This window comes from Paenibacillus sp. NRS-1781, assembly GCF_050467745.1.
GTDB classification, from domain to species: domain Bacteria; phylum Bacillota; class Bacilli; order Paenibacillales; family Paenibacillaceae; genus Paenibacillus; species Paenibacillus terrae_A.
Map to the genome: position 1 here is coordinate 179,730 of NZ_JBITPI010000049.1, position 17,139 is coordinate 196,868.

General features: G+C 49.8%; 16 protein-coding genes. 8 read left to right on the forward strand and 8 right to left on the reverse strand.

Going from position 1 to position 17,139, the window contains the following annotated elements; all coding sequences use genetic code 11:
• Positions 1–18: 18 nt before the first annotated feature.
• The 7 genes from mtnB to ACIFO6_RS19045 all read right to left on the reverse strand — a co-directional run bounded on the left by mtnB (position 19) and on the right by ACIFO6_RS19045 (position 7,382).
• A complete protein-coding gene (gene mtnB / locus ACIFO6_RS19015) occupies positions 19–669 on the reverse strand; it encodes a methylthioribulose 1-phosphate dehydratase (RefSeq protein ID WP_430042860.1) in 651 nt (216 codons plus the stop codon).
• Complete coding sequence (locus ACIFO6_RS19020; protein WP_430042863.1) at positions 670–1,347, reverse strand: 2-hydroxy-3-keto-5-methylthiopentenyl-1-phosphate phosphatase; 678 nt, start codon at positions 1,345–1,347, stop codon at positions 670–672.
• Positions 1,344–2,555, reverse strand: a complete 1,212-nt coding sequence (locus ACIFO6_RS19025; RefSeq protein WP_430042865.1) for a 2,3-diketo-5-methylthiopentyl-1-phosphate enolase — start codon at positions 2,553–2,555, stop codon at positions 1,344–1,346. Before ACIFO6_RS19025 ends, ACIFO6_RS19020 begins: the two co-directional genes overlap by 4 nt.
• The gene (gene proC, locus ACIFO6_RS19030; RefSeq protein WP_430042867.1) at positions 2,552–3,418 is read right to left on the reverse strand and encodes a pyrroline-5-carboxylate reductase; all 867 of its coding nucleotides are present in this window, start codon (positions 3,416–3,418) and stop codon (positions 2,552–2,554) included. Before proC ends, ACIFO6_RS19025 begins: the two co-directional genes overlap by 4 nt.
• Positions 3,419–3,457: 39 nt before the next feature.
• Positions 3,458–4,750 (reverse strand): glutamate-5-semialdehyde dehydrogenase, encoded by a 1,293-nt coding sequence (locus ACIFO6_RS19035; RefSeq protein ID WP_430042869.1) that lies wholly within the window; start codon positions 4,748–4,750, stop codon positions 3,458–3,460.
• 18 nt (positions 4,751–4,768) lie between these two features.
• On the reverse strand, positions 4,769–5,869 hold the full coding sequence (gene proB, locus ACIFO6_RS19040; protein ID WP_430042871.1) for a glutamate 5-kinase: 1,101 nt from the start codon (positions 5,867–5,869) through the stop codon (positions 4,769–4,771).
• A gap of 331 nt (positions 5,870–6,200) precedes the next feature.
• The gene (locus ACIFO6_RS19045) at positions 6,201–7,382 is read right to left on the reverse strand and encodes a pyridoxal phosphate-dependent aminotransferase (protein WP_430042920.1); all 1,182 of its coding nucleotides are present in this window, start codon (positions 7,380–7,382) and stop codon (positions 6,201–6,203) included.
• A gap of 176 nt (positions 7,383–7,558) precedes the next feature.
• On the opposite strand from ACIFO6_RS19045, the gene ACIFO6_RS19050 reads away from it, so the two are divergent.
• Positions 7,559–8,377: a carbon-nitrogen family hydrolase gene (locus ACIFO6_RS19050; RefSeq protein ID WP_430042872.1), complete on the forward strand. Its 819-nt coding sequence runs from the start codon at positions 7,559–7,561 to the stop codon at positions 8,375–8,377.
• Positions 8,378–8,557: 180 nt separating this feature from the next.
• On the opposite strand, the gene ACIFO6_RS19055 is transcribed toward ACIFO6_RS19050, so the two are convergent.
• The gene (locus ACIFO6_RS19055; protein WP_430042874.1) at positions 8,558–9,475 is read right to left on the reverse strand and encodes a LysR family transcriptional regulator; all 918 of its coding nucleotides are present in this window, start codon (positions 9,473–9,475) and stop codon (positions 8,558–8,560) included.
• A gap of 273 nt (positions 9,476–9,748) precedes the next feature.
• Here ACIFO6_RS19055 and ACIFO6_RS19060 point away from each other — a divergent pair, with 273 nt between their 5' ends.
• The 7 genes from ACIFO6_RS19060 to ACIFO6_RS19090 are packed head-to-tail and all read left to right on the forward strand — an operon-like array spanning position 9,749 to position 16,939.
• The gene (locus tag ACIFO6_RS19060) at positions 9,749–11,350 is read left to right on the forward strand and encodes an ABC transporter substrate-binding protein (RefSeq protein ID WP_430042876.1); all 1,602 of its coding nucleotides are present in this window, start codon (positions 9,749–9,751) and stop codon (positions 11,348–11,350) included.
• Between the two features lie 40 nt (positions 11,351–11,390).
• Positions 11,391–12,353 (forward strand): ABC transporter permease, encoded by a 963-nt coding sequence (locus tag ACIFO6_RS19065; RefSeq protein WP_430042922.1) that lies wholly within the window; start codon positions 11,391–11,393, stop codon positions 12,351–12,353.
• Positions 12,350–13,216 carry an ABC transporter permease gene (locus tag ACIFO6_RS19070; protein ID WP_430042877.1) on the forward strand — a complete coding sequence of 289 codons (867 nt, stop codon included), beginning with the start codon at positions 12,350–12,352 and terminating at the stop codon, positions 13,214–13,216. The genes ACIFO6_RS19065 and ACIFO6_RS19070 overlap by 4 nt, the downstream gene beginning before the upstream one ends.
• Complete coding sequence (locus tag ACIFO6_RS19075) at positions 13,201–13,974, forward strand: ABC transporter ATP-binding protein (protein ID WP_430042878.1); 774 nt, start codon at positions 13,201–13,203, stop codon at positions 13,972–13,974. The genes ACIFO6_RS19070 and ACIFO6_RS19075 overlap by 16 nt, the downstream gene beginning before the upstream one ends.
• Positions 13,971–14,753 (forward strand): ABC transporter ATP-binding protein, encoded by a 783-nt coding sequence (locus ACIFO6_RS19080; protein WP_430042880.1) that lies wholly within the window; start codon positions 13,971–13,973, stop codon positions 14,751–14,753. The genes ACIFO6_RS19075 and ACIFO6_RS19080 overlap by 4 nt, the downstream gene beginning before the upstream one ends.
• Complete coding sequence (locus ACIFO6_RS19085) at positions 14,740–15,810, forward strand: pyridoxal-phosphate-dependent aminotransferase family protein (RefSeq protein ID WP_430042881.1); 1,071 nt, start codon at positions 14,740–14,742, stop codon at positions 15,808–15,810. The genes ACIFO6_RS19080 and ACIFO6_RS19085 overlap by 14 nt, the downstream gene beginning before the upstream one ends.
• Positions 15,800–16,939, forward strand: a complete 1,140-nt coding sequence (locus tag ACIFO6_RS19090) for an amidohydrolase family protein (RefSeq protein WP_430042883.1) — start codon at positions 15,800–15,802, stop codon at positions 16,937–16,939. The genes ACIFO6_RS19085 and ACIFO6_RS19090 overlap by 11 nt, the downstream gene beginning before the upstream one ends.
• Positions 16,940–17,139 lie beyond the last annotated feature (200 nt).

Here is a 17,139-nt window from a genome sequence, read left to right on the forward strand (position 1 = left end):
GTAAGTTATTCTTCATAACTAAGGTCTCAGCAGCAGGGAGCGGTATGTCGCTTCAAACAAAAATTCAAACGCCTCCAGATGCTTTTTAGCCTCAAACACATCACGCCCCCACGCATAAATGCCGTGGTTACGCAGTAAAATTCCCGGCACCTGATCATTCAGCACACCTGGCACCAGCTTGGAAATCGCAGCAATATCCGCGTAATTTGGCAGTACGGGAATGTCAATCGCTGCATTTTCCTCCCAAATGTTAAAAGCCTTAATGAGTTCAATGCCTTGCACAGGTACAGAGCCTTGTTCCCCGTAGTATTCGGAAATGAGATTGTTGAACACCGTATGGACATGGAAAACGGCTCCGCAGCCTATCAGGCGGTAAATTTCACAATGAATCAGCGTTTCGGCGCTTGGCTTGAGGTTTGTGGCTTCTGCCGCTTTTCCGTGCTGGTCTACGAACAGAAAATCTTCCGGTGTCCGCTTGGTTTTATCCTTGCCGCTGGCAGTAACTGCAAAATAAAATTGTTCAGGATGAAATTCCCCGATCCGTATCGACAAATTGCCGCTCGTGCCGGGGAACCAGTTGCGAGATGCGAATAGCTCCTTGACATCAGCGAGTTCTTCCAGTGCGCGGCGTTTTTCTTCCAACGTAATGTCTGCCAAGCTATAGCTCATTTACAGCACCCCTTGCTCCTGTTTTTGCTTTAAATCCTTAATAATGTCGTCAAATGTTTCAAAGGGCACATGTGCTACGCCCAGCTCCTGACACTTTAAAGTCAGGTGCGAACGGGAGTACACAAGGTCGGCAATTTTGGCTCCTTCAAAATCCGTCAGGCTGTCCCCGATCAAAATTCGTTCGTACTGTTCGGCAGGGTATTGGCGAATCACGGTTGTTTTGCACATGCCGCAGTCGTTCGTACATGGCTCCTGACATGGATGCGGCCACGTAATCTCAATATGATTCCCTGAGAAATGGGCACCATTGCAGTAAACGTGATCCTGTGGAATGTCGAAAGGCTCCAGCAGAGGGTCAATAAAGAAATCAATACCGCCGCTGGTGACTAAAAATTCAATATCCTGTTCCCGTACATAGTCCAAAAAACGGGCAAAGCCCTCGCGTATACCAGCTTGTCCAAGTACATAAGAGATGATTTCATCTTTTTGCGTGGAGGGCATCAGAGCGAACATGGCGCCTACGCCTTCACGAATAGACGTGTGTCCGTTCACGATATCATGCATGATAGCCTCACAGCCGGCAGGCTGAAAATGCTTCATTATGGCGACAATATTGTCGCTGTTCGTAATTGTCCCGTCAAAATCGCAAAAAATGACGGGCTTCTTCGCTGTATTCATCGTTCCCCTCCCCACGTATCGAGCGCGGATTGCAGCTCCGGGTGCGTGCGGGCGTATTCCGCCAGCGGCACAGCCTGACGCACAGCTTCAATCGCCTGCACAAAGGCGCGTCCGCCAGCTTCGGTGCCGAGCGGATGGCCGTGAATGCCGCCCCCGGCGTTAACGACAACATCTGTGCCAAAATCACGCACAATTAACGGCACCAGGCCGGGGTGAATCCCTGCGGATGGCACAGGCATGCTGGCCTTTAGCGGCAGATCAGGGGTGATCAGCTCATCGCGGATCGCCATGTTTTCCTCACGTGGCATCGTAACCGAGCCGTAAGGAGAAGGGAAGAGCACGAGGTCGGCTCCTGCCAGTCGCATGAGCTGACCGAGCAGCACCGATGCCGAAATACCATAATGCGGTGACGGATAAGCAGCACCCGCCAACGAAGGGTGGGCTGCAATCGGCACCGAGATAGCGGGATCACTGCTTAGTTCATGCAGCACATCGTAGCCATAGGCCAGCACGTTGAACAGCAGGGCATTTGCGCCTGCGTCGATGGCCTTGAGGGCTTGCGCTTTGAGCTGCGAGGTTGGTCCAGTTAAATTAGCTGCATACAGCAGCTTTTTACCGGTTTCACGCTCAGCCGCTTCGGCGGCTTTGATGCAGGCTGCGACGCGTTTTTCAATCGGCGTCAGCGCATTTTCAAACAAAATCTCGTCGTCCTTGATCAGATCGACGCCGCCCAGGGCTTGTCGGGTAAACTGCTCGCTCAGCTCGTCCAGATTAAGACCAATCACTGACTTGAAAATGCTCATTAGCAGTGGACGGTCATATACGCCGAGCTGCTCACGCAAGCCGCTGATGCCAAATTTAGGCCCCAGAAAAGCGGAACGGAATGCTTCCGAGAAGCTCAGCTTCGTCAGCTTGATACGGCCGTCCATCGAAATTTTGCCGAAGACCGTCACCAGCAGTGCGGGAATGTCCCGGCTGAAATTTACATCCGGGTAAGCAATAGTCAGGTCGGCATATCGTTCACCGGGCCCTCCATCGTGAACATCCACAGCTTGAACCGAGCCGAGATGCTTTTGCATCGCGTCCCGCTTGGCTTGCGGCAGCTCAGTCCAGCTGCCCACCGTCATGCCGATGGCAATGGATTGTGCCTTTTTATTAAAATCTGCTTTGTCATCATATACTCGGTAGGTCGCTAAGCAATAGCTCATTCAATTCCCTCCTTTAGTACCGCTCCCATCTCACGGGATCGTTCAGTACAACGTTGTACCGCCGCAATGACCGTTTCGTAGAAATCGCCTTTGTCCAGCCTTTCCAACGCGGCTACCGTCGACCCGTTGGGCGACATGATTTTGTGGCGCAGGGCAGAAGGCTCCTCCCCGGTTTGTTGTACCATGCGTGCCGCTCCAAGTGCCGTTTGCACTGTCAGTTCGTGCGCTTGCTCAGGAGTCAAGCCACCACGGATTCCCCCGGCAATCATGGCTTCCATCAAGTAGTAAACATAGGCAGGGCCGCTCCCGGAAATCCCGGTCAATACATCCATTTTCTCTTCTTCTATAACCGTCACCGTACCCACAGATTCGAATATCGTAAGCACGTTTTTACGCTGGTCTTCGCTAATCTCCTTGGAAAAGCTGATGCCTGTGGCTCCCAAGCCAATCGAACTGGATGTGTTCGGCATCGTCCGGGCGATGGGCTGCTTGCGGCCAAGCAACGTCTGCATCGTACGAATGGATAGTCCGGCGATCACCGAAATGATCAACTGCCCATCTGACAGGAGCGGACCGAGCTGTCCAAGGGCTTGTGCAGCATCCTTGGGCTTCATGGCAAGCACAATCACGGGAGAACGGCGCAGCAGCTCGATTTTGGCGGCATCCTCGGTTTGGAACAACACCCCATATTGCTGTTGAAGTTCCTCCAGGCGTGCCTGATTGCTGCGGTTGATGACCGTAATACCGCCACGTTTGACAACGGAACGGGACATCATCCCGCGGATAATAGCCTCTGCCATCGAGCCTGCTCCGAAAAACGTAATTTGCTCTTGAATTAAAGCCTTTGTTTGTGATTCACACATGGTTTCATAACCTCCAAGGATACGGATTGATAAATGATATTATTCCCTGATTTGTCCAGTACCGTACACACGATATTTGGTTGAAGTTAGCGCAGGCAGTCCCATTGGACCGCGGGCATGTAATTTTTGCGTACTGATCCCGATCTCGGCACCAAATCCGAACTCAAAGCCATCCGTGAAGCGGGTGGAGGCATTGTGATACACGGCTGCCGCGTCCACTTCTTGCAGAAAACGTTCGGCATGGGCTTCATCTGCGGTCACAATACACTCCGAGTGCATCGTACCGTACCGGGCAATATGCTCCAGTACTTCGTCCAAATGGTCTACGACCTTGATGTTCATAATGTAATCATTATACTCGGTGCCATAATCCTCATCCGTGGCTGGAACAGCCCAGGGAACCAATGCCCGTGTCCGTGCGCAGCCACGCAGCTCGACTCCGGCCTCACGAAAACGTTCTGCCAAGCTCGTCAGATGTGCTTCTGCATAATCCGAGTGAACGAGCAGTGTTTCCATGGAGTTACATACCGACGGTCTTTGCACCTTGGCGTTCAGTGTGATCGCCTCAGCCATCTGTGTATCTGCCGTAGCATCCAAATAGGTGTGGCACACGCCAGCTCCGGTTTCAATGACAGGCACAGTGGAATTTTGAACAACATTTTGAATAAGTGAGCGCCCGCCGCGTGGAATGATCACATCCAGCAAACCGTTCAGCGTGAGCATTTCGTTGACAGAGGCACGGTCTGAATCTTCAATGAGCTGAAGCGCATCGCGCGGTACAGCAGTGGTGTCCAACGCCTGTTGGAGAACTTCAATGATTTTGCGGTTGGAAAACAGGGCAGCCGAGCCACCACGAAGCACAACCGGATTTCCTGTTTTCAGACACAGGCCCGCAGCATCCACCGTCACATTCGGACGCGCTTCATAGATGATCCCGATGACACCTATCGGCACACGTATTTTCTCAATCCGCAGACCGTTTGGACGCTCGATATGCTCCAGCGTGTCACCGACCGGATCAGGCAGCTCCACAATTTGGCGTAAGCCTTCGGCGATGGCCCCGATACGGTCCTCGGTCAGCTTGAGGCGGTCGAGCAGCGATTCAGACGTTCCCAGTTCCCGACCACGCTCTAAGTCGTTTTTGTTCGCTGCAATCAGCTCTTCCGTATGATGTACCAGTGCTTCAGCCATGGCGAGCAGCGCTTCATTTTTTTGTGCTGTCGTCAGTCGGTTCATGACCCCGGCGCTTTTTTTGGCCAGCGTCGCTTTGGTCCGTACCTCACTGAACTGGCTTTCATCTGTTGTGGCTGTGTTCGTCGTTAATTCACTCATGTTACGGCCTCCCCGCATTTATAATGTAATCCATTCATCCCTGTGAATCACCTCAAGCCGGTGAATGGGGCCGATCTTGCCCACAACCTCGCCGCTTGGTAATCCTTGTACGCTTCGAAGCTGCCCATCGTCATAATTGACGATGCCGCGCCCCAATACCTTATGTTCCGGCCCCAGCACCTCAACAACATCTCCGGCATGAAAGCTGCCTTCAACGCGTCGGACGCCAACGGGAAGCAGGCTATGACCGCCATTCACCAGCGCTTCCTCGGCTCCCTGGTCCACATGCACTGTGCCGAGCGGCGTCGACATGAAGCCAAGCCATTGTTTTTTCATCGGCAGGGAAGAGAGGTGGGTGTCAAAATAAGTCCCCGGCCCGTGTCCCTCCACGGCGGCATCCAGATCGCCGTCTGCGTTGACGCGTCCCACAAACACAGGTACACCACCGCGTGTGGCGACTTTGGCTGCTTCGATCTTGGATCGCATACCGCCAGTCCCTACGGCTGACCCGGAACCTCCAGCTAATGCATAAATTTCCTCGGTAATCTCGTCGATGTGTTCAAAACGTACGGCATTCGGATGCTTGCGTGGATCTGCCGTATATACGCCATCGGTATCTGTGATAATGATCAAATGCTGTGCTTTGACCAGATTGGCAACCAGCGCAGACAGCATATCGTTATCACCGAATTTCAATTCGTCAATCGACACCGTATCATTTTCGTTGAAAATGGGAATGACCTGCTGGCGCAGCAGTTCTTCTACGGTCATTCCAGCATTGTTCATCCGTTTGCGGCTCAAAAAGTCACTGCGTGTCAGCAGGATCTGCGCGCTCACCAAGCCATAATCCCTAAAAGCCTGCTGATAGGCTTGCATAAGCAGCGCCTGACCTACGGCTGCCGCCGCTTGTTTCTCATGCAGCAGCTTGGGGCGAAACGGGTACCCGATCTCCCGAAACCCGGCGGCGACTGCCCCTGATGTGACCAGCAGCACTTCATGGCCTTTCGAACGAAGTCCGGCGATTTCGCGGGCAAAATAAGTAATTGCTTTCCGATTCAAGCCCCCTTCAACTCCGGTTAAGGAGCTGCTTCCGATTTTAATGACAATTCGTGTTGACAAGACGTCCACTTCCTTAATTTTTATATACAAAAAAACTTTCATCCTTTGTATGCAAAGGACGAAAGTTTGTGCTTCCGCGGTACCACCTTCATTGATGACTCATGATCATCCCACTTGAAACCTGTTAACGGCAGGAACCGCCTGACTGCGCAGGGCGCTCGGGGATAGGAGTTGGGAGAGGGTCCAGGTAAATTCTTGCAGCCTATCGGAATTTACTCTCTGAACAGGACGGGTCTCTCTTAATAGTCCCTTCAACGCGCTTAATGATATAGGTAACAGAATACCATGAAAAGGTCGGGTTTGGCAAAGAAGTTCTAGCTGAAAATACGGCTTAACCAAACAGGTTCAGCTTGCCAATTCGTTCAACCGCCTCAGTCAGTCGAGCTTCTGAGCTTAGCAGCCCCGCCCGCACATATCCTTCGCCGCCATTACCGAAGCCGATCCCTGGAGCGACAGCCACCTTGGCTTCCCGCAGCAGCAGATCGGCAAAGGAAGCTGAGGTATAGCCCTGCGGCACAGGCAACCAGCTAAAAAAGGAGCCGCTTGGACGCGTCGCCTTCCAGCCAATTTGCCCAAGCGCATCATAAAAAGCATTGCGGCGCGATTCATAGCGTGCAACCAGCTCGCCCACGCAGTCCTGCGAGGACGTGAGAGCAGTCGCCGCCGCTACCTGAATGCCGCCAAACAGGCTGACATAAATATGATCCTGTAGCAGATTAATCATCGAGATGATTTCAGCATTACCAAGCGCGAAACCGACGCGCCAGCCCGCCATATTGTACGTTTTGGACAGGGTATAAAACTCAATCCCTACGTCCCTGGCACCCTCGGCCTGAAGGAAGCTCACCGGACGTTCGCCGTCAAAGCCGATAGCGCCATAGGCAAAATCACTGGCCACCACTATGCCATTACGCTTCGCAAATTCAACTGTTTCCTTATAGAAGGAAAGAGGCGCGGTGGCCGAGGTCGGATTATTCGGATAATTGAGGAACATCAGCTTGGCTCGGCGGCGATCTTCCTCGGAAATAGCCTCATAATCGGGCAGAAAACGGTTCTCTTCCTTTAAGGGGAGAAAGGACATTTCCGCTTTAGCCAGGGCTACGCCAGACCAGTAATCCGGATAGCCGGGATCAGGTACGAGACACATATCGCCGGGATTGAGTAAAATTTGCGGTAGCTGCACCAAGCCTGTTTTTCCGCCAAACAGGATGGCGACCTCAGTTTCCGGGTCAAGTGTCACACCGTAGTCCTCCTGATAGCGCTGGGCGACGGCTTCCTTGAGAAAGCCGTAACCGCGAAAAGGCGAATATTTATGATACAGCGAGTTATCCGCTGATTCCTGCAAGGCTTTTACAATATGAGGTGGGGTAGGTGTATCCGGGTTCCCCTGTCCAAGATTAATGACATCATGGCCTGCCGCAATTTCACGGTTTACATTTTGTACTAGTGTGGCAAAAAATTGAGTCGGTAACTGCTTCATCACATCAGCAGAGGGAATGGAAAAATTACTCATCATTTCACACGACCTTTTGGAATAGTTTGAGGATTAATTTATCACGATTTAACCAAGTTGTATAGAGGGGATTAAACCTATGCGGTTGCGTGGTAGAGCCTGAACGGGCTATGATGGGAGAAAATGCCGGACAAGCGCTCACCGGAAGCTCCGGTTCACAGGGAGGATGAACGATTTTGACGTATCATGAAGCTCAGCCGTTCAGTGTTGCACTCATACAAGCTCATATTGAGCTGGGGAATCCCCCGGAAAACCGCAGTCATATTCGTACGTTAATGGAACATGCGGTGACAGCCGAACTGAAGCCGGACCTGATTGTACTGCCCGAAATGTGGAATACGGGGTATGCGCTGGATCGCATTCATGAGCTGGCGGATCAGGATGGAGCGGAAACCCGTGAATGGATATCGGCATTCGCTGCTGCTCATCAGGTGAACGTGGTAGCCGGATCTATAGCGGAGAAGAAAAGCGACGGTCATGTATACAATACAATGCTCGTTTTTGACCGGACAGGCGCAGAGGTTGCTTCATATTCCAAAATTCATTTGTTCCGCCTGATGGATGAAGAAAAATATTTGCAGCCTGGTCAGGAAAAGGTGTTATTCACGCTGGATGGAGGGATTCAGGCGGGTGCGTCGATCTGCTACGACATCCGTTTTCCCGAGCTAGCGCGGAGTCTGGCCCTGTCTGGCGCAAATCTGCTTATCGTACCTGCGGAATGGCCACATCCCCGTCTTCATCACTGGCGTACGTTGCTGACTGCAAGGGCCATTGAAAATCAAATGTACGTTATCGCCTGTAACCGGGTAGGACGCAGTGGAGATACGGATTTCTTCGGGCATTCTCTCATTATTGATCCGTGGGGAGAAATCATTGCCGAGGGCGGAGAGCAGGAGGACATCATCACAGGAACGATTGAGCCAGCCTTAGTGCAGGACGTACGTGGGCGTATTCCAGTATTCGAGGACCGTCGTCCTTCTCTGTATGATCTGTAATAATCACGAAATGGGCTATGATCAGGATAAAAGTCCACCAGATTCACGGTGACCCTGATTACGACAAGGCGAGGAAAGCGTGGAACTGAACATTAAATATGGAATGTATAGGGGTGTAGCCCCGGGACCGTCTCCTTCTCTGGCTTTGGCTGGGGAGGAAGACGGTCTTTTTACGAGAGACTACTTTTCGGAAAGCTGTTTGACCGTTTCGCGGAAGGTTTCAATAAAAGCCTCGGCCGCTTTGGATAAATAACGTCCATTCCGATATGCAATAGCCAGCGTGCGGCTTGGCGTCGGTTCAGCCAGTGGCAGCAATGCCGGAACAAATTCGCTGCTGGCAGCCCGGGCAATAAAACGAGGCACGAGTGTTACCCCCATCCCTGTTGCTACGAGCGATTGGAGGGTTTCCATATTGGTGCTTTCAAACACCACCTTTGGCTCAAAGCCCGCTTGATGGCACAAGTCCATCGTCAGCTTGCGGAAGCCCTGCCCCTTTTTCAGGACGACAAAAGGTTCATCTTTCAGTTCTTCCAGATGCACAGGCTGCGGCTGGTCGCCGTTTTTGCGCAGAGCCAGCGGGTGACCCGGGGGAACAGCAAGATCAATCCATTCTTCACCGATGGGCACATAGGAAAGTGTCGGTTCTACCAATGGGAGAGAAAGCAGGCTGAGGTCGGTATCGCCGCTGGCTGTTTTTTTCTCCAGATTCATGGATGAATCCTCGACCAAAACAATTTCAATGTCAGGGTGAGCTTTCTTAAACACAGGCAGCACATGCGGCAGCAAATGGGAACCCGTGATAGGCATACTACCGACGACAACCTTCCCTTTACGCAACTGAGAAATATCGTCCATTTCCTGTCGGAGTTGCTCGACGGCGTCGACGATCTTTTTCGCTTTTTCCACAAAGCTTGCTCCTGCATGCGTTAATTCCACCGCGCTTGTATTGCGTTGAAATAACAGCACCCCAAGCTCTTTTTCCAGTTTGGACAATTGCTGGCTCAGGGAAGGCTGGGCAATGTGCAGCTTTTCCGCTGCGCGTGAGAAGTTTTTTTCCGCTGCAATTTGCAGGGTGTATTGAAGCTGCCTGAATTCCATCGAGTTTTAGACCCCTTTTATACGCTTTTATAAGTATTGTCAGCTTATAAGATTTACCTATTACATCATGTGCTTATTATACAATATTTAAAATCGAAATCCCAATCCCAAATGAACTCCATGTGTTCACAGGCTGGAAAATCCCTATGTTTACTTTTATCTTTATTTTTTAAAATTATGGTATTTAATTCTGTTTGACATGGCAAATGGGTTCATCCATAATACTATTCATATTAAAACAATATGTTTTATTGGGGAAAAGGGGAAAATGGGATGTCCAAACTTAGTGTATCTTTTAGGAAGCCGTTTTTGGTTGGATCTTTAGTATTACTTTTATTGGTTCTCGTGGCAGGATGCTCCGGCTCCAAAAATGATGCAGGTCAAAATACAAACGCAGCTAACCCAAGCACAACCGCTGATCAACACGCAGAAGGGGGAACCTTTACATATGGTCGCCCGGCTTCCGTAACCTCGTTTGATTTGCACAATCAGATTACATCCAATAATGCTTTTGCTATCGACAAAGTATTTGAGCCGCTGGTCGCCTTTAACAGTGATGGAAAGATTGTGGATTGGCTTGCAGCGTCTCACAATATAAGCTCAGATGGTTTAACCTATACTTTTGTTTTACGCGATGGCTTGAAATTTTCAAACGGAACCGGAGTTACTGCCAAGGATGCGGTGTTTTCAATTCAGCGTCATTTAAATGTAGGAGGTCCTCTTGAAATAGCGGCACAGGTGGCTTCGCTTTCGGCTAAAGATGAAAAGACACTCGTAATTAAGCTTAAAACGCCATATACGCCGTTTATTTCTGAGCTCTCAAACTTTTCCAATGGTATTCTTCCAAAGGATTTCGGCGGTGTCTCAGAAAAAGAATTCTTTAAAAATCCGGTCGGTACCGGTCCCTTCGTCGTTAAGAAATGGGATTCTGCCGGTGATGTTACTTTCACCAAAAATAAATACTATTGGCAGAAAGGCAAGCCATATATCAATGAACTTGTCTACAAGCTCATTGAAGATGACAGCCAAGCGATTAACCAGCTGAAGGCTGGCGCGATTGATGCTATTGAGTCTGTAGCTGTTGAAAATGTAAATGAATTAAAACAAGGTACGGATACCAAGGTGGCGACCAATGGAAGCTGGGTGACAGAGCAATTGTTCTTCAATACCTTGGACAAGCATTTTTCGGATGTGCATGTTCGCCGTGCGCTGGCGTTGGCACTTGACCGTAATGGATTGACTAATGCGGTTACCTTTGGTTTCGCAAAGCCAGCCAATTCGCTTTTGCCGCCGGCCATTCCCTACAACACGAACGATACGATTAAAGCACTCGGCTTTGATACGAATGCTGCCAAAGCAGAGCTTGCAAAATCAAAGTTCCCTAACGGGTTTTCTACAAAATTACTCATTGCCTCTGGAAACAACTCAAGAACTCAGGAGGCACAGATTATTCAGGCGGCCGCCAAAACGATCGGCATTGATATTCAAATCGAATCTGTTGAGTTGGCCTCATTCCGCGAGCGTTTCTTTGCCTATGATTTTTCGGCAATGATCAACAGCGGACAAGCGGATTCTCCAGAAGCCAACTCGATCCTCGCTTTCCAGACAGACCCGGAAGGCTTTAGCAAGTCGTACTGGACTCATTACACGAACAATGAAGTTACCAAGCTCCTGCACGAGGGGCAAAAAACACCTGATGGGGAAGAACGTGCGGGAATTTACGCCAAGCTTCAACAAATTCTTGCAGATGAGGTGCCTTACATCCCGCTTTATTATCCGGATATTCTGAAAGGTATTCGTTCTTCCGTTGACGGCCTGGTCGTGCTTCCCAATAACAGCGTTCGTTTTGAAGATGTACGTGTGAAAGGTAATTAGATCCTTGAAGGCTCACCATGTATTTAAAAAGTCTGCCGGATTGTCTGCAAATCTTACTTCCCCACACAAATGGCTTGTGCGCGCTATGATAAGAGCGGCATCAGTAGTCATCTGTGTGGTGGTGGCAGTCTTCTTCATCATAAGGCTGGTGCCGGGAGACCCCGCCAAAATGATTCTGGGGGAATACGCCACAGCTGAGTCTATTGAGAGTATGCGTCACAGGTTGGGGCTGGATCGTTCTCTTTGGGAGCAGTTTATAGGCTTTGTGCACAATTTCTTTACACACGGTGATACCGGCGTTTCGATTGTTTTTGAAACTTCTGCAAGAGAGTTGATTGCAGAGCGGGCCCCCGTGACGCTGTTGCTCATTGCAATGACCTGTCTTTTTGCCATCATTGTTTCGCTGGTGCTGGCCACCCTTGCGGCAACACATAAAGACGGACTACTTGATCATATGATACGCATCTTGCCTGCTGTAACGCTCGGTATGCCGATTTTTTGGGTTGGACTGCTACTGATTCTGGTATTTAGCGTTCGGCTTCGCTGGTTTCCCGTTGGGGGAGTAGGAGAGGGCTGGCTCGGAATCTTGTACAGTCTCACCCTTCCTGCGATAACTGTCGGATTGTCGCAAATTCCCTCGCTCGTTCGTTCTTTAAGAGCGCAGATGCTGGAAGTGCTGGAATCTGATTTTGTTGTAACCTTGAAGGCAGCGGGAATCCCCGGTCGGGTTATATTGGTAAAGCATGTCCTGCGCAATTCCGCTCTTCCCGCTCTTATGCTGCTTGGCGTAAACATTGCCTACCTGATGGGCGGCACGTTGGTAATTGAACAGGTTTTTGGCCTCAAAGGGATCGGAAGCCTGTTATTTTCAGCCATTTCAAATCGGGATTTTCCTGTTATACAGGGAATTGCTCTTTATTGTGCGATATCTGTGGTCATCATCGGCTTCGTGATTGAGGTTGCTTCTGGGTATCTTGATCCCAGGACGAAAGGAGAACAATGAAACGCACGCAATTAGATCTTCAGATTCAGAAGGCAGGTCATAGCAACCGCTCTTGGGGAAAAATGCTAAATACTCCATCTCTTCTATGGGGCAGTATTATGTTTGCGTTGCTCATAGGGGTTGCAGTGTTCGCACCGGTTATTAGCCCCTACCAGCCTTCTGATCCCAATATTTCGGCAACTTTACAACCCCCGTCCTTCGAACACTGGCTGGGAACCGATCAACTGGGGCGTGATTTGTTTACACGGCTGATCTATGCCGCACGGACTGATTTGAAGATTATGGTACTGGCGGAGATCATCCCTTTTTGTATGGGGGTGTTTCTGGGAATGCTTGCCGGGTATTATGGTAAATGGGTAGACACGGTTATCACGCTTTTGACCGATACGTTGATTGCGTTCCCTTTTTATTTGATTGTCATTATCGTGGCGTTTGCAAGCGGTACGGGTGAACAGGGGATATATATTACGTTTGCTCTCGTTGGCTGGATCGTATACGCTCGTGTGGTTAAGGGTCTTAGCACATCCTTTCGCAAGCAGGAATGGATAGCCGCTGCCAAGACACTGGGAATCCCGAATATTAAAATCATACTGCGCCATCTTCTGCCGAATGTGCTACCGCAAGCAGTGGTAGTGCTTATGACGGATATGGCTGTTCTGCTTGTGGCCATTGTTACGCTGGGCTATCTCGGTATCGGCATTGCGCCGCCAACTCCGGATTGGGGAACGATGATTTCTGATGGGCAGCCCTTTATATCTACAAAGTGGTGGCTTTCAGCAATCCCGGGCTTTGCGGTGGTATACACGGGGATAGCCTTATCCCTTGTGGGCGATGGGCTAGCAGATATATGGAGAAGAAAATGAACGCTATGAATCCAATTTTAGAAGTGGAAAATTTGTCGCTCGCGACGCGATCGAATCATAAATTGGTCACCGATGTGAGTCTTAAAGTCGAAGCGGGCGAAAGCATAGGACTGGTAGGGGAATCCGGATCTGGAAAATCGCTTACCCTGCGCTCCATCATAGGGCTGCTTCCCTCCGGCATTGAACAGATTGGCGGGAATATCAGGAGCAATGGCAGATGCGCAATGATTTTTCAAGACCCGATAAGGGCACTTGATCCTCTCTGCCCGGTGGCCCGACAGCTTGCCGAGGTTGTGTACTACAGGCAGAAGGTGAGCCGGAAGGTCGCGCGTACAATAGCTTTGGAATTGCTTGAAATGCTTGGCCTTCCCGATTCCTTAAAGCATACTGACCGTTACCCCCGCCAGCTTTCAGGCGGCCAGTGTCAACGTATTGTTATTGCGATGGCTTTGGCGTGCAAGCCGGGCATCCTTCTTTGTGATGAGCCAACAACGGCGCTTGACGTAACGGTTCAACGGCAAATACTTGACGTTATTTCACGTCTTCAAAAGGAGTTGGGTTTTGCCATGGTGTTTGTTACGCACAATCTTGCCGTAGCTGCTTCGATGTGCTCAAAGCTTTGCGTTATGAAAGAGGGAAGAATCATAGAGCGGGGAGACACTTTGCCCCTTTTACAAAACCCGCAAAATCCGTATACACAGTTGCTGATAAGCTCAGTGCTTCCTCTCCCGGATCTTGAAAGGAGCGCTGATTTATGAAAACAGCCTTGCGGATAGAAAATATAACGGTTGCTTATGGTAAGTTCACCGCGCTTGATCAAGTAAGCCTGGAGCTGCAGGAGCGTACCACGCTTGGTCTTGTGGGAGAATCGGGTTCAGGAAAGTCTACCCTCGCGCGGGTAATAGCTGGGCTGATCGCCCCGGATGAGGGCCGGATCATGCTGGGTTCTCAGGTACTGGGCAAGCGACGGAACCGGGAGCAGCATAAAAGAATACAAATGGTTTTCCAAAACCCGGATTCCTCGCTAAATCCAAAGCATACGATCAGGCAAATTCTTGCCGAACCCTTGCTTTTTCACAAGATTGTTGACCGCGCTCAAGTGGACAAGAGATGTAGGGAACTGCTTACACGTGTTCACATCGCTGAAAGCGCCCTTGGCAGATTCCCTCACGAATTTTCCGGTGGTCAGCGTCAGCGGATAGCCATTGCCCGCGCTTTAAGCGTGGAGCCAAGCATACTTATCGCAGATGAACCAACGAGCGCACTGGATGTTTCGGTACAACGCAGTATGCTTGAACTGTTGAGCACACTCAAATCGGAGCTTAATCTTACGATGCTTTTTATCTCTCATGACCTAGGAGTTATCAATGCCATAAGCGATATAGTTGCTGTAATGCGGCAGGGGAAGCTGGTTGAGATCAACCCCAAGGAGAAATTCTTTTCTCGTCCTGAAACGGCTTATAGCCAGGAGCTTTTGTCCGCTGTTCCCAAAATGCCAATATCCCATTCTGCAGGAGGTATTTATGAGTCAAAATAATAAAGGATTTGTACCTCTTACAATATCGGAGTTTGATACGCTAACTAACCTGCTCTCCAAGCTCCTGTCCACCCAAGAATCCCCGGTAATCATACCGGGCGAGGCGATTCTGGGAATTGAAGCCATAGCAGCAGGCATAGCTGCGCCAGACCGTACAATTCTAAACATTGTGACAGGTCCCTATGGAACGATTTTTGGTAACTGGCTTGCGCGCGGCGGAGCAAAAGTCATTGAGCTCAAAACATCTTTTGATGAAGTGGTGACTGTAGATGAAGTCGCCGCAGCGATTGAGCGATATAATCCATGTGCGCTTTCTTTTGTGCAGGCGGAAGTGGTCACAGGAGGCTCCAATCCAACAAGGGAAATATTGGAGCTTGCGCGTCGATCCAATATTATAACCGTGATAGATGCGGTTTCAGCAATCGGGGGTGAACCGGTGCTGATGGACGAGTGGGGAATTGATTTTGTAGCTGTGGGTGCGCAAAAAGCATTAGCTGGCCCTAACGGGATCAGCGCTGTGGGGATTTCTCCCCGTGGCTGGGAGTTTCTGGCCTCCAACAAAAATGCGCCGCGCAATTCCATTCTGTCTTTGCTTGACCTAAAGCGTCCCCCTAATCATGTGACGCCCATACGAGTTCCTGCCAATATCCCTGTATTGGAAGCCCGGGCGCTTATAGAGGCATTAAAGCTTATTGAAGAAGAGGGTCTGGAAGCGGTTAATCGTCGCCATCGTTTAACTACATCCGCTGCAATTGCCGGCATTAAAGCCTTGGGTCTTGAGCCGTGGCAGCGGAACAAAGATCGCTACTCAACGTTGACTACAACAGTTCGGATTCCTCAAGGCGGCCAGTTCAATATTGAACAGCCCATAGGTATTGTCGCTCCCGGAGACGGAGAATTGCATCATAAGCTCTTACGCATTAACCATTTTGGAGCGAAGGCAAATCAACCAAGCGTTGAAGAAGCTATTCAAACGCTTGCTGAGCTTGTACATCAAGACCCTTCTCATGCGCTTGCCGTCCAAAGGTTAATCTGGGGGAATGAAGATGGTAAATAACATCCAAAAAGAGTTAACCTACAAAAATATATTTGTGGCGGGGATTGATGGGAAACGATTCGATATTACGATCAGTAATGGTCGTTTTTCGTCCATTGCAGAGTCCGTATCTCCATACGCGCAACAAAATAGTCCAGATGGCGACTTATGGATTAGCCCCGGCGTAATTGACCTTCATACGCATTTGGCATGGACGGATTTTAATCATGCTGACCAGGAGAAGCGCGATGAACTGGAGATTGAAGTGATGCAGGTGCAAGCCTTTGAGGCTACTTTTCGGGCTGGAGTGACTTCGGTGCGTGATGCAGGTGGGCTTTTGCCAAGTACGGTGAAGCATATAGGTCAGCATTATAGCCAGCCTTTAAGAGTTTATACCTGTGGTGATATGCTTGGAGCCGGAGACGCACGAGGTCTTAAGCATTTGGAACGGCGGGTAACAGAAATTATTAATTCCGGGGCAAGCTGGATTAAAATTCTTGCAACGGGGGGACTAGGAGCGTCACCAGATACAGTGCTGAACCCGATTTTTTCTGAGGAAGAATTCTCTTTTATTGTGCGAAGCGCCCATGCACGCAAGATAAAAGTCATGGTTCATACCTGGGGCGGACCTACTGTGGACTGGTCTATTAATGCTGGCGTGGAATCTATAGAGCATGGAATGTATTTGACCGAGGATCAAGCCAACCGGCTTGCGCAATCCAGGACAGCCTTTGTGCCTACTGCTTCCATCTACCGTATTGCTGCAGACCCGTCTGGAGTTCTTTCACTCGACAGGGAAATTTGTGATCGCGCTGCCCGCGCCGCCGAAGCCCATCCTAAAGCTGTCAGCTATGCCAAAAGAGCAGGCGTACGAATTGCGTTCGGTACAGATTTTGCCACACCTTCGTTACACGGACGCAACCTTGAGGAATTAGACGCACTCTTAGACTGTGGATTAACTCGAAAAGAGGCTTGGCAGGCTGCCACGGAGTTTGCCGCTGAAATTTTGGGATATGGGGACAGATTGGGACGTATAAAAGAAAACTACACAGCAGATACAATCCTTTTTAATGCTGATCCGTATAAGTCACCAAATGTCAAAGCACTGCGTGAAAGTATCGTATCGGTAATTCAGGGGCAATTAGAGTGAGACTGATATACCAACGGCGTTGATTCATTTGTACCACAGCAGGCGGTTGATTTCATTCAATAATAAGCTTGAATAGAAGCTGTTTTTTCCATTAAAGGAGAAGCAGCTTTTTTTGTTGCGATAAATATGTATTTTTTGCGGCAGAGGCTGGAGTTTATATTCAGAAAATGGGATTTTTTGTGAGTCTAGTCACGTTCTAT